General features: G+C 32.1%; 12 protein-coding genes. 3 read left to right on the top strand and 9 right to left on the bottom strand.

What is annotated here, in order from left to right:
* Nucleotides 1–47: 47 nt before the first annotated feature.
* The 3 genes from Q0921_RS13110 to lipA all read right to left on the bottom strand — a co-directional run bounded on the left by Q0921_RS13110 (nucleotide 48) and on the right by lipA (nucleotide 4,198).
* Nucleotides 48–2,216: a response regulator gene (locus Q0921_RS13110; RefSeq protein WP_299257548.1), complete on the bottom strand. Its 2,169-nt coding sequence runs from the start codon at nucleotides 2,214–2,216 to the stop codon at nucleotides 48–50.
* A gap of 82 nt (nucleotides 2,217–2,298) precedes the next feature.
* Nucleotides 2,299–3,303, bottom strand: coding sequence for a type I glyceraldehyde-3-phosphate dehydrogenase (gap, locus tag Q0921_RS13105; RefSeq protein ID WP_299257546.1), 1,005 nt, complete (start codon nucleotides 3,301–3,303; stop codon nucleotides 2,299–2,301).
* 22 nt (nucleotides 3,304–3,325) lie between these two features.
* Nucleotides 3,326–4,198: a lipoyl synthase gene (gene lipA / locus Q0921_RS13100; protein ID WP_299257544.1), complete on the bottom strand. Its 873-nt coding sequence runs from the start codon at nucleotides 4,196–4,198 to the stop codon at nucleotides 3,326–3,328.
* Between the two features lie 530 nt (nucleotides 4,199–4,728).
* On the opposite strand from lipA, the gene Q0921_RS13095 reads away from it, so the two are divergent.
* Entirely contained in the window at nucleotides 4,729–4,962 is a 234-nt protein-coding gene (locus tag Q0921_RS13095) for a hypothetical protein (protein WP_299257542.1), read from the top strand.
* A 58-nt stretch (nucleotides 4,963–5,020) separates the two neighbouring features.
* Here the strand turns inward: Q0921_RS13095 and Q0921_RS13090 are convergent, their stop codons facing one another.
* The 4 genes from Q0921_RS13090 to Q0921_RS13075 all read right to left on the bottom strand — a co-directional run bounded on the left by Q0921_RS13090 (nucleotide 5,021) and on the right by Q0921_RS13075 (nucleotide 8,257).
* Nucleotides 5,021–5,593 carry a sigma-70 family RNA polymerase sigma factor gene (locus Q0921_RS13090; RefSeq protein ID WP_299257540.1) on the bottom strand — a complete coding sequence of 191 codons (573 nt, stop codon included), beginning with the start codon at nucleotides 5,591–5,593 and terminating at the stop codon, nucleotides 5,021–5,023.
* Nucleotides 5,594–5,625: 32 nt separating this feature from the next.
* On the bottom strand, nucleotides 5,626–5,832 hold the full coding sequence (locus tag Q0921_RS13085; protein ID WP_299257538.1) for a membrane or secreted protein: 207 nt from the start codon (nucleotides 5,830–5,832) through the stop codon (nucleotides 5,626–5,628).
* Between the two features lie 109 nt (nucleotides 5,833–5,941).
* Entirely contained in the window at nucleotides 5,942–6,955 is a 1,014-nt protein-coding gene (gene murB, locus Q0921_RS13080; RefSeq protein ID WP_299257536.1) for a UDP-N-acetylmuramate dehydrogenase, read from the bottom strand.
* Nucleotides 6,956–7,027: 72 nt separating this feature from the next.
* Entirely contained in the window at nucleotides 7,028–8,257 is a 1,230-nt protein-coding gene (locus tag Q0921_RS13075) for a pyridoxal phosphate-dependent aminotransferase (RefSeq protein WP_299257534.1), read from the bottom strand.
* Nucleotides 8,258–8,362: 105 nt separating this feature from the next.
* On the opposite strand from Q0921_RS13075, the gene Q0921_RS13070 reads away from it, so the two are divergent.
* The gene (locus tag Q0921_RS13070; protein ID WP_299257532.1) at nucleotides 8,363–9,742 is read left to right on the top strand and encodes an aspartyl protease family protein; all 1,380 of its coding nucleotides are present in this window, start codon (nucleotides 8,363–8,365) and stop codon (nucleotides 9,740–9,742) included.
* A gap of 54 nt (nucleotides 9,743–9,796) precedes the next feature.
* On the opposite strand, the gene Q0921_RS13065 is transcribed toward Q0921_RS13070, so the two are convergent.
* Nucleotides 9,797–10,201 carry a DUF1573 domain-containing protein gene (locus tag Q0921_RS13065; RefSeq protein ID WP_299257530.1) on the bottom strand — a complete coding sequence of 135 codons (405 nt, stop codon included), beginning with the start codon at nucleotides 10,199–10,201 and terminating at the stop codon, nucleotides 9,797–9,799.
* Nucleotides 10,202–10,327: 126 nt separating this feature from the next.
* Between Q0921_RS13065 and Q0921_RS13060 the strand changes: the two genes are divergently transcribed.
* Nucleotides 10,328–12,961: a valine--tRNA ligase gene (locus tag Q0921_RS13060; protein ID WP_299257528.1), complete on the top strand. Its 2,634-nt coding sequence runs from the start codon at nucleotides 10,328–10,330 to the stop codon at nucleotides 12,959–12,961.
* Nucleotides 12,962–13,017: 56 nt separating this feature from the next.
* Here the strand turns inward: Q0921_RS13060 and Q0921_RS13055 are convergent, their stop codons facing one another.
* The gene (locus Q0921_RS13055; protein ID WP_299257526.1) at nucleotides 13,018–13,287 is read right to left on the bottom strand and encodes an acyl-CoA-binding protein; all 270 of its coding nucleotides are present in this window, start codon (nucleotides 13,285–13,287) and stop codon (nucleotides 13,018–13,020) included.
* Nucleotide 13,288: the final 1 nt, after the last annotated feature.

Here is a 13,288-nt window from a genome sequence, read left to right as displayed (position 1 = left end):
TATCTCTTGTGCTGAGTTATATGTTAATCATTAGATATTCTAAATTTTTAAGAAGTGGTTTGTTTTTTTGACAGCGCTTTATGTAGTTTAGTGAAAAACTCTTCTGTTTTATATGGTTTTGGAATGATGTCATTAAAGCCGTTGTTGTAGAACTCATCTAAATTGTCATCCAGTGTTACAGCGGTTAAGGCTACAATAGGAATTTCGGTATTAAATTCTCTAATTTGTTTTGTTGCTTCAATTCCGCTTATTCCTGGCATATGAATATCCATAAGAACTAAATCAAACTCGCTATTTTTTACTTTATTGACAGCGATATCTCCATTATCAGCTACATCGCAGATCATTTTGTTTTTCTCTAAAATCTTTCTAGTTATCAGTTGATTGATTTTATTATCTTCTACAACCAGAACTTTTTTGTCTACCATTACACTGTAGTCGATTTTTTTTGCTTCTTCTTGATAATTAGACAGAATATCCTCAAACACTTCAAATTTAAGATCAAAATGAAATCTGGATCCTTGTCCTAATTCACTTTCTAATTTTATTTCGCTATCCATTAGCGATAGTAGGTTTTTAACTATTGATAACCCTAAACCAGTACCTCCAAATTTTCTATTAATCTGAACTGATCCTTGTGTGAAGTTTTCGAAAATGCTCAGTTGTTTTTTATCAGATATACCAACTCCGTTATCTTTAATTTCGAAATTAAGAAAAACCTTATTTTCAATATGATTGATCATCTTAACCTTGATCCAGATATCTCCATTTTGAGTAAACTTAATAGAGTTTCCTATAAGATTGATGAGAATTTGTGAAATCTTCAAAGGATCCCCTTTAAGTTTAGTAGGGATTGATTTATCAAATTCGTAGTGCAGATTATTGTTACGATCTTTTGCTGACTTCCCTAAAGCTATTAAAACATCATTAATTCTTTTCTGAAGATTGAAAGAAGTGTTTTCTATCTCAACTTTGTTTGCTTCTAACTTGTTTAGGTCTAATATGTTATTGATTAAAGAAAGTAGGTATTCTCCAGAAAACTTAAGAGAATTCAGATGTTCTTTTTGATTAGGAGTAGGACTTTCTTCTAGCAATAAATGAGTTAATCCTGTTACAGCATACAAGGGAGTTCGTAGTTCATGTGTTATAGTGGATAAGAATTGAACTTTTGCTTCACTTGCTCGCTCCGCATTTTCTTTTGCTAAAATCAGTTCCGTGTTTTTATTTTGTAGCAATTCATTGGCTCTTGCTCTCAGGTTATTGTTTTTGTACAAAGAAAGAGTAAGAAGTGATAGTATTGTTATTAACGCAATACTTAAAATAGTGGTAAGTCGTCCGAGTTTAAGTGATTTTTGTTGTTGTTTGTTTTCTTCTGTAAGTTCTTCTATTTTAACCTTATCATCACCTAGACTTAATTTTGCTCTTGCATCTTGGGCGATTATTTCTTTGTTGATATTAAATAAAGAATCTTTGAATTGTTGATGAGATCTTAGATTAGCAAGTGATGTTTCGAAATCTTTTTTCTTTTCATAAATCTGGCTATACAATTGAAAGCTTTCTGATTGTATTTCAAAATACCCCATTTCAGAGCCTATCTGCATTGCTAAATCATTAGTGGCGATGGCATTATCTAGTGAATCTAGTGCCATTTCAGCTCTTGCCTTATTAGTATAGAGTTTTGCTTTATAATAGGATTGTTCGAGAAAATCAACTTTCGGAAGGCCACTATTAAAATGTTTAATCGCTATTTCTGGTTGATTCATTTCTAGAGCTAAAAGACCTGTGTTAATCTTTACTGGGCCTTCCAATCTTTCTAAATTGTTTTTTTTAATTAATGAGTATGCAAGTTCCAGATGTTTTTTAGCATTTGCAAAATCTTTAAGCTTTGTGTGTATTGATCCACATACATTATAAGAATTAGCTAACGCAATTTCATCTTCTTGTTTTATTTGAATCTCTATTGCACTTTTTATTTGTTCCTTTGCGCTTTTTAGGTCACCTAATTCCAGATACAGTTCTGCTAAAACTCGATTTGTTTTAGCTTTGTATGTTTTATCCTGATTTTCTACTGCAAGTTCTTTTGCAAGTGTGATATTTTCTAAAGCAGTAGCTAATTGAGCAGTGTTTATAGCATAAGAAGCTTTGGTTAGATAGTTCTCAATAGAATCCTTAACCCCTTTGTTTCCTTGTATTTCTCCAGTTTGCGAAGAAACCATGAAGCTACAACTAAGTAAAAATATAAATATAAAATGTTTGATTTGGGTTGGCATTTTCCTTGAAATATCTCAACTAATATAGTTATTTCTTACAAATGTTGATAATTAAATCTATTATTCTGTTACTATACCCTATTTCATTATCATACCAACCTATGATTTTGACCATTTTTCCGATAACAGAAGTCATTAGAGAGTCGAAAACACAAGAATGTGGATTTCCTATAATATCTACAGATACAATTGGGTCTTCTGTATAAGCTAAAATACCTTTTAGATGAGATTCTGAAGCGTTCTTAAAAGCATTATTAATTTCTTCTATAGAAGTTTCTTTTTTTACATTAAATGTTATGTCGGTTAGTGATCCATCCGGAACAGGGACTCTAATCCCACATCCTCCTATAACATTACTCAATTTTGGAAAAATCTTTGTTAATGCTTTCGCAGCTCCAGTTGTTGTAGGAACTATGGATTGACTTGCTGCTCGAGCTCTACGAAGATCTCTATGAGGTTGATCGTGTAAGCTTTGATCGGTTGTATAGCTGTGAATTGTTGTTATGTATGCTTGCTCAATACCACAAAGTTGATCTATTACTTTGATCATAGGAGCGGCATTATTGGTTGTGCAAGATGCATTAGATATAATGGTCTCTTTGCCATTGAGAATATGTTCATTGACACCTAATACAATAGTTTTTATGGAATCTTCTAGAGGGGGAGCTGAAAGAATTACTTTTTTAGCCCCAGCAGTAATGTGTTGTAAAGCAGCTTCTTTAGTTTTAAATTTTCCTGTTGCTTCTACTACGATATCAATATTATGCTTTTTCCAGTTACAATCCCCAGGATGTTTTTCATTTAGTAAAGGGATCAACTTGCTATTAACTACAATGGAATTGTCTTTATGAGATATGTCATGAGTTAAAACTCCATGTATACTATCGTATTTAAGAAGGTGGCTTAGTGTTCTTGCATCAGCAAGATCATTTATTGCTACAACTTCGATATCCGGATGATTAATTAATAATCTAAAAAGATTACGACCGATTCTTCCAAACCCGTTAATAGCTATTCTTATGGGTGTATTCATTAGATCAATACTTATAAAAAAATTAAGTCAGGTGTTTTTGAGCTTTGTACGAAGAACGAACTAATGCTCCACTTTCTACATGTCTGAAGCCCATTTCTAGCCCAATCTCTTCATATTTTTTAAATTGATCTGGTGTAATAAATTGTTTTACTGGTAAATGTTTCTTGCTTGGTTGCAGATATTGTCCGATAGTTACAATGTCAAGATTTACAGTTCTTAAGTCCTTAAGAACCTGTATGACTTCTTCTTCAGTTTCACCAAGACCCAACATGATTCCACTTTTTGTACGATTGATACCATTATCTTTTAGATACTTAAGAACCTGAAGGCTTTGTTCATATTTAGCCTGGATTCGAACTTCTCTTGTTAGTCTTTTCACTGTTTCCATATTATGTGAAACAACTTCTGGCTTTACAGCAATAATTCTATCTATATTTTTGGTCTTTCCTTGAAAATCAGGTATCAAGGTTTCTAAGGTAGTTTCAGGGTTCATTCGACGAATTGCCTGAATGGTTTCTGCCCATACGATCGATCCTCCATCTGCTAAATCATCTCTATCTACAGAAGTTACCACGGCATGTTTAATATTCATAATTTTAATAGAACGGGCAACTTTTTCAGGTTCTTCCCAATCTACTGTTTCTGGTCTTCCTGTTTTTACACCGCAAAAACCACAGGATCTGGTACAAATGTTACCTAATATCATAAAAGTAGCAGTACCTTCACTCCAGCATTCGCCCATATTGGGGCAACTTCCTGAAGTACATATGGTATGCAAATTATATTTATCTACTAAACCACGAAGTTCTGTATACTTTTTTCCAGTTGGTAATTTTACCCGTAACCATTTTGGTTTTCCTTTTGGAGGAGTTGCAGTAATTACATCATTATTCATACCCAGCAATATTTTGTACAAAAATACAAAGAAAGCTTAGATTAAAATATAGTTTTAGATATTCTTCTGAGTTTTGGTTTGGTTCTCATACATCTTATTATCGTGATCAGAATTTTATAAGTTTAATAGAGCAAATCTGGAAATTTCAGATTTCTAACAACCTTATTTTGGTAGTATTATCCTTACAAAATGTAGTTTCTAGGGAATTTTTAGATAAAAAAAAATGATAATTATCATATTAGGGATTGTGGAATTTTTTTATATGATTTAATTTTTTTTTAAATTGATTTCCAGTATGTTATATACGTGTTGGATTAAGTGTGTATATCGTTTTTGGGGATATTTTCTTTGATATATTGAAAAAAAATTATGGTAAAACCGTAATTTTTTTGTGGCTTTTGTGCATAATATAATTTCTTTTCATATTTTTGACATACATAATTTTGAGTAGAAATACTTTAAATCATGGTTAAAATTAGCTTAACCCCATTTTTTATTCATTAAAAAAAAGTTAAAAAACCAAACACAAAATGTCAAAAGAAGATTTAGAACAACAGAAACAATTGCAAAAAAACAGGAAACGAGTAGAAAAATGGTTAATTAGTAATCAGGATTTTATCAATATAACTGGTATTGAAAAAGAAATATCTGCTCCTAAAGGACTCGTACAGAAATTTATTAAATACGATAAGAAAATAAATGATAAATGGATTAATCCATTGCATGAGGTCTTAAAAAGAATAGCCACTTTTAGCCTTAGATAGATTAAAGTGATTAATTGAGAACAATAAAAGGGGAGTTAATTAGATTTTTGAAATTTAACTAACTCCCTTTTTTATTAGTAATAATTTCCGCAAGAAGTTTTTTGGCTCTTAGTAATTTCACCTTTACATTGTTCATAGGCTCATCTAATACTTCAGAAATTTCTTTATAACTCAATTCTTGAAAATATCTTAGGTTTATAACCTCTTGATAATGTGGTTTAAGCTGTTTGATGTATCTAAGTAATTGAGCAAGATTTTGCTCGGTAATCAATTTATCTTCAGGTGTTGGTGTGTCATCTATTATTTTATAAACTACATCACCAACCTCGATAGTTGTTTTAGAGCGGATTGAAGCATTTTTTTTCCTTAATAGATCAATATGGATATTTTTAGAAATCTGGATTAACCAAGTTTTAAAATTATATTCCTCTTTAAATGTGTCTATTTTATCGAATGCCTTAGAAAAACTCTGAATAGATATATCTTCAGCTTCATATTCGTTTTGAGTTCTCTTAAGTTGAAAATTAAAAACGTCATTCCAAAAAGTATCTAAAAGATAATTAAAAGATGCTTGCTTGCCTTCTTTAGCCTTTTTTATATGTTCTGATAGTGTTAAGAGTTCTTTTTCCAATGAAGTATTTTTGAATGGAAATCGTTGATCAATTATTTAGAGTGCTCTGTTTCATCACAGTTAGCATATTGATCTGGAGTCTTGCCGCACATAGAACAAGATTCGCCTTCTTTGTTAAGAAAAGGACTTTGACTTGCACAGGTTCCTGCAAATTTCCCATCTTTTTTGGCCCATAATTTAATAGCAATTCCTGCAAAAGCTATTAATAAAAGACCAACTGTAAGTAATACCAGTTTCATAATTTAATACTATCTAAATTAGTATGCAAAGATACAAAGAAAAATAGCTGAAATTATGATTTATAGAAAATTTGATTCATATTCGGATTTCAAAAAAATACAGGAATGCTCAAATTATGTTTACCTCAGTTTCTAATACGATTCCAAATTTTTCTTTAATAGTTTCTCGAATTTTTTTGGAGATTTCTAATATTTCTTGCCCGCTGGCATTATCATAGTTTACTAGTACTAGCGCCTGTTTAATGTGTACTCCGGCGTCACCCCAGCGTTTTCCTTTAAACCCGCTTTGTTCGATAAGCCAACCTGCCGGAATCTTAGTGTTATTTTTGTCTACTTGATAAAATGGAATATCTGGGTGTAATTTTTGTAGCTCGGCAAAACTTTCTGAAGGAATTACAGGGTTTTTAAAAAAGCTGCCACTATTTCCAATTTCTTCGGGATCTGGTAATTTACTTTTACGGATAGATATTACTGTTTCTGAAACGTCTTTAATTGTCGGAGATATAATATTTTGTTCTATTAATGCTTTTTCAATAGCTCCATAGCTTGTGTTCAAAACATGATTTTTAGTAGTTAGCCTAAAAGTCACTTTTGTAATAATATATTTTCCTTTTAATTCGTTCTTAAAAATAGAATTTCTATATCCAAAATTGCACTCTTCTCTTGTGAAGAGTTTTTTTGTGCCACTAGCAACGTGAATAGCTTCGCAACTAATAAAACTATCCTTTATCTCTACACCATACGCGCCAATGTTTTGAATCGGAGCACTACCAACATATCCAGGTATTAGCGACAGGTTTTCTATGCCTCCAAAATTATTATGGATACAGAATTCAACAAAATCATGCCAGTTTTCTCCCGCATTAGCAGAAACTAATGCTGAATTATCAGATTCAATATTAGTTGTTATCCCTTTAATCGTAATATGTAAAACAAGTGCTTCTAGATCTTTAGTAAGTAACATATTACTCCCGCCACTAAGAATGAAAATATTTTTTCCTTTGTGCATAGAAAGTATCTCTATAAGCTCTTTTTCAGAATTGATTTTTATAAACTCTGTTGCTTTTACGTTAATACCAAATGTATTATGTTCTTTAAGAGATTTGTTACGTTCTATTTTCAAAAATGATGGAATTTAGATTAACTGCTATTTTCTTTTCACTATAAGTTCCGAAATATATGATTATTTATAGTTTTATAAAGTAATATTTTCTTCGGCGACTACAATTGTTTTTTGATCAGTATATTTTTCTAATGCTAGTTTTAGAATATTAATAGACTTTTTTAGATCTCTTCTATTCAGAACGTAGGCTATTCTTACTTGATTTAATCCTACATTAGGACTAGAATAAAATCCTGAAGCAGGAGCTAACATTAGTGTTTCGTTGTTTACGTGAAACTCATCTAATAGCCATTTTGCAAAATGATCTGCATCTTTTATAGGTAGTTCTGCAATACAATAAAAAGCCCCATTTGGCATAGCTACTTTAATACCTGGTATTTGTCTTAATCCTTCGACTAGTGTGTCTCTTCTTATCTTATATTTTGCTACTGTTTCAATATAGTATGATTCTGGAGCTTCTAGCGCTGCTTCGCTGGCAATTTGTGCAAAAGTAGGAGGGCTTAGTCTTGCTTGTGCAAACTTCATCGCTGTTTCCATAACACTTTTGTTTTTACTTACCATACATCCTATTCTAGCTCCACACATGCTATATCGCTTAGAAACCGAATCAACCACTATGGCGTGATCCTCAAGAGCTCTTTCTTGTAAAATCGAGTAATGTTCTGAATTTCCATATACAAATTCTCTGTATACTTCATCTGAGATTAGGAATAAATCGTGTTTAATAGCTAGTTTTGCTAACTGTCGTATTTCTTCTCTGCTATATAGATACCCTGTAGGGTTGCCTGGATTGCAAATTAGAATAGCTTTCGTCTTAGGGGTAATAAGTTTTTCGAATTCTTTTACTGGAGGTAGTGCAAATCCATTGTCAATTGTCGAAATTACAGGTACTACGGTTACTGTTGATTGAGTAGAAAAACTGTAATAGTTAGCATAAAACGGTTCAGGAACAATAATTTCATCACCTGGATCCGTAATACTCCCCATTGTAAAAATTAATGCTTCGCTTCCTCCTGTAGTGATTAAAATATCATCAGAGGATATTGTAATATCATGTTTTGCGTAATATCCTGTTAGTTTTTTTCTAAAGCTTTTAAAACCTGCTGAATGGCTATAGGCAAGAACATCTAGTTTGTGATTTCTTACAGCATCCATAGCCTCGATAGGTGTTTTTATATCCGGCTGTCCGATATTAAGACGAAAAATATGTTTTCCTTCTTTTACCGCTTTTTCTGCAAAAGGAGCTAATTTACGAATGGGAGATTCGGGCATTGCTTTACCTTTACTTGATATTACTGGCATTTTTTTAATTTTTATAAAGTAAAATAGCAGTAAATTTCCTAAATTATTTAGGATTTAAGTTAATTATTATCATGAATTTTCAAGTATTTTTCTATATTTAGAGTAATGGAGATTTTGTACCTAGATTTTTATCATTTTCTTAAAGAGAAAGCCTTAATTCTATTTTTAATTGTTTCTTTTGCTTGTATTGGACAAGAGGGGTTTAAATTACCTGATGATCAGCGTAGTGATAAGATTAAGTTTGAATTAGCTAATAATCTTATAATAATACCTGTAGAGCTCAATGGAGTTCAGCTGTCTTTTATTTTAGATACAGGAGTGGGTTCTACTATTCTTTTTAGTATCGACCAAAGAGAATCTTTAGAATTAAAAAATGCTTCAAAAATTTTCTTGAGAGGATTAGGAAACGATGAACCAGCAGAAGCAATAAAATCCACGGGCAATTTATTAAAAATAGGAAATACTTACAGTAATGATCATACTGTATATATGATCTTTGATGAGACTATGAATTTTTCTCCTATGATGGGGTTTCCAGTTCATGGAATTATAGGATACGATTTTTTTAAAGAATTTATTCTGAATATTAGCTATTCAAAAGAATTTATTAAAATATTCGATCCTGAATCATATCAATATAAAAAATGCAAAAAGTGTTATCAAACAGATTTAGATTTAAGCAATGGCAGAAAGAGACCTTTGATTAAAGCTAAGTACAAAACAGATAAAGGGTTAATTGATGTAAATCTTTTATTGGACTCTGGATCTAGTTCAGCGCTATGGTTGTTTGAAAATTCTGATATTAATCTCAATGTACCGGAAGATTCTTTTGAAGACTTTTTAGGAACAGGATTCAACGGAGAGATATATGGACAAAAAACAAAAGTCAAAAGCCTACATTTAGGGGGTTTTAAAATTAATGAAGTCACAGCATCTTTTCCTGATTCTCTTTATATACAAGGAATTTCATTAAAAAATCGTCAAGGCTCTATCGGCGGTAGTGTGCTAAGGAGGTTTAATATGATTATGGATTACCCTAACCAAAAGATAACCTTTAGGAAGAATAATTTTTTTAATAAACCTTTCAATTATAATATGAGTGGTCTCACTATTCAGCATAGTGGTGTAAGAGTTTCGAAAGATTATAATATACGTAAAGCTCCTTCTAAACCATCATTAGGTTTTATAACTAGGGATAATGGTAAAATCTTGGTTAATGTTCTTAAAGCTGATGCTAGTACTTTTGTATATTCATTACAGCCAGAATATATAATCACTGAGGTTAGACCAAATTCACCTGCAGCATTAGTTGGGTTATTAAAAGGGGATAAAGTTCTAGGGGTAAATGGTAGAAAGTCTTATCTGTATGAACTTTCCGATTTGAATGATTTGTTTTATTCAGAAGAAGGAAAGAAAATTACAATTGAAGTAGAACGTCTTGGTGTAGAGATGAAATTCACGTTTTTTCTTAAAAAAGTCATTTAAAAAAGGCTTCACGAATTAACGTAAAGCCTTTATCAATATTATCTTAGTGAATCTCTAGTTCTTTTTTTCCAGAACACTTTTCGTATCGTCAAGTACAGTACCTTTTATCTTAATAGCTTTGGTAGATTCCTCAGCATTAGAATATACTGTAATGGTTTTACGGATTGGTCCAACTCTTTTTGTGTCATATTTTACTTCTATAACTCCTGTTGTTCCAGGTTCAATTGGATCTTCAGGTTTTTTAGGTATTGTACATCCACAACTAGAATATACTCTGGAAATGATCAATGGAGCATTTCCTGTATTTGTGAACTCGAATTGGCGAATACCATCACTACCCTTGGTAATTTCCCCATAATCGATCACTTCTGATTTAAACTCGATTTTTGCTTTAGCTTCCTGGGCGTTTAGGGTAATCCCCAGAAAACCAATAAATAAAATCATCATTACATTTCTCATAACGTAGGTTTTTATAATGTGTAAAAGTAGTTACTTTTTATCCAACTTCAAAATTGCAAAAGACTTTCATGTTGTCGTATTTAATAATTACTTTTGCACTCTAAATTCCAAAAACCGGACCAAACTATGGCTTTAGCTGGAAAGTATGATGCAAAATCAATAGAAGATAAGTGGTATAACTACTGGATGGAGAATAATTATTTTCATTCTGAAGTTGATGAAAGAGAGGCATATACTATTGTCATTCCTCCACCAAATGTAACAGGAGTATTGCATATGGGGCATATGCTTAATAATACAATACAGGATGTATTGATTAGAAGGGCTCGTCTTAAAGGATATAATGCTTGTTGGGTTCCTGGTACTGATCACGCTTCTATTGCCACAGAGGCTAAAGTAGTGGCGAAGTTAAAAGAAGAAGGAATAGATAAAAACGACCTTACAAGAGAGGAGTTTTTAGAACATGCTTGGGAATGGACTCATAAACATGGGGGAATTATCCTAGAACAGCTTAAAAAACTAGGAGCTTCTTGCGATTGGGAGCGTACTGCGTTTACTATGGATGACAATTTGTCTGAGTCTGTGATTAAAGTTTTTGTTGATTTGTACAATAAAGGCCTTGTCTATAGAGGGTATAGAATGGTTAATTGGGATCCTGAAGCAAAGACTACTTTGTCTGATGAAGAGGTTATTTATGAAGAAAAACAAGGAAATCTTTATTATTTAAAGTATAAAATAGAGGGAAGTGATGATACATTAACAATTGCCACAACGCGTCCGGAAACGATCATGGGAGATACAGCGATTTGTATTAATCCAAATGATCCACGTTTTACGCACTTAAAAGGTAAAAAAGCAATAGTGCCAATTGCGAATAGAGCAATTCCGATTATTGAGGATGAATATGTGGATATGGAGTTTGGTACAGGATGTCTTAAGGTAACCCCTGCACACGATCAAAATGATAAGGTTTTAGGTGATAAGTATAAATTAGCGGTAATAGATATCTTTAATGATGATGCTACACTAAATTCTTATGGATTACATTATGAAGGAAAGGATCGATTTGTAGTAAGAAAAGAGATTCTAAAAGAATTAGAAAGCTTAGGTGTTCTGGAAAAAACAGAAACTCATCTTAATAAAGTTGGAACAAGTGAGCGAACCAAGGCGGTAATAGAACCAAAATTAAGCGATCAGTGGTTTCTGAAAATGGAAAATTTAGCTAAACCTGCATTGGATGCGGTTTTAGAAAAAGATGTGAATCTGGTTCCAGAGAAGTTCATCAATACATATCGCCATTGGATGGAAAATGTAAGAGATTGGAATATTTCTCGCCAGTTATGGTGGGGACATCAAATTCCTGCATATTTCTATGGTGATGGTAAAGAAGATTTTGTAGTTGCAGAGAGTAGAGAAGAAGCACTGGTTTTGGCAAAAGAAAAAACAGGTAATGCTTCTTTAATTGATTCTGATCTTACTCAAGATCCAGATGCCTTAGATACCTGGTTTTCATCTTGGTTATGGCCAATGAGTGTGTTTAATGGTATTCTAGAACCAGATAATAAAGAGATTAATTACTATTATCCAACTAATGATTTAGTAACGGCACCAGAAATTTTATTCTTTTGGGTAGCAAGAATGATCATAGCAGGATATGAATATAGAAAAGAGAAACCTTTTACCAATGTATATCTTACTGGTATTGTTAGGGATAAGCAAAGACGTAAAATGTCTAAATCTTTAGGTAATTCACCTGATCCTTTAGATTTAATATCTAAATATGGGGCTGATGCTATACGAGTAGGGATGTTATTAAGCTCTCCAGCTGGAAATGATCTAATGTTTGAAGAAGATCTGTGTGATCAAGGGAGAAAATCTTTTGTGAATAAAATATATAATTCATATAATTTGATTAGCGGATGGGAAGTGGATGCTTCTATAGAGCAGCCACAATCCTCTGCAATTGCCATTGATTGGTATCAATCCAAGTTTCAAAAAACCTTAGCAGAATTAGAAGATGCTTATTCTAAATATCGAATTAGTGATGCATTGATGATTACTTATAAATTGGTTAGAGATGATTTTAGTGGTTGGTTATTAGAAATGATCAAACCAGCTTATCAAAGCCCAATTGATGGGAAAACTTATGAAGAAGTAATTGGAATATTAGAAGATACTCTGAAAATTGTACATCCATTTGTTCCTTTTATTTCAGAAGAGATTTGGCAAGATATTGCTAAAAGAACTCCTGAAGAAGCGTTAATCATATCAAGTTGGCCCAAGATGACTTCTGTTGATGAAAGTTTAATAAAAGAGTTTGAAATTGCTGCAGATGTGATTTCCGGAATTAGAACAATTCGTAAAGAAAAGAATATATCTTTTAAAGAAACAATTGAATTAGCGATAGTAAATAATGAGAGTACTCCAGCAACCTTTGATTCGGTAGTGTCTAAATTAGGTAATATTTCTTCTGTGGATTATGTAACTAATAAAGTCGACGGAGCGCTTTCGTTTAGAGTAAAATCCAATGAGTATTTTATTCCAATTTCTGGAACCATTAATATCGAAGACGAGATTAAGAAACTAACAGAGGAATTAGCATATACTGAAGGGTTTTTAAAATCTGTTCAGAAAAAACTTCAAAATGAACGCTTTGTAAACAACGCACCTGAGCAAGTTATTACTAATGAGCGTAAGAAGGAAGCAGATGCAGAGGCAAAAATAGCTACTTTAAAATCTAGTCTTTCTAGTTTAGGATAGTTGTTAAAAAAAATAGTAGACAAAAAGCACTTTAATCTTTAGATTAAGGTGCTTTTTTATACGTCGGTTATATGTTTATTAACTAGTTCTATATATTTTAATTTAGCTTCTTCTGGAGTAAGATTCTTTACTTGAAACAGCGCATTGAGTTTAAACGCATTTCTAAGCTCACTGTTTCCGGACGGAGTATAAAAACCTTCTGTATATGTTGCTTGTTTGTAGTATGCATAGAAATGTAGCATAACATCAGGTGGCAATTCTATTTTGGTATTGCAAGCTTTTTCAAAAGCCTTTTGGAAAGTGATATTTAATTCCTCATTGGTCATA

Source organism: uncultured Aquimarina sp., from assembly GCF_947496855.1.
Classification (GTDB): Bacteria; Bacteroidota; Bacteroidia; order Flavobacteriales; family Flavobacteriaceae; genus Aquimarina.
The sequence above is the reverse complement of the archived record's forward strand: the minus strand, read 5'-3'. Positions and strand labels throughout refer to the sequence as shown.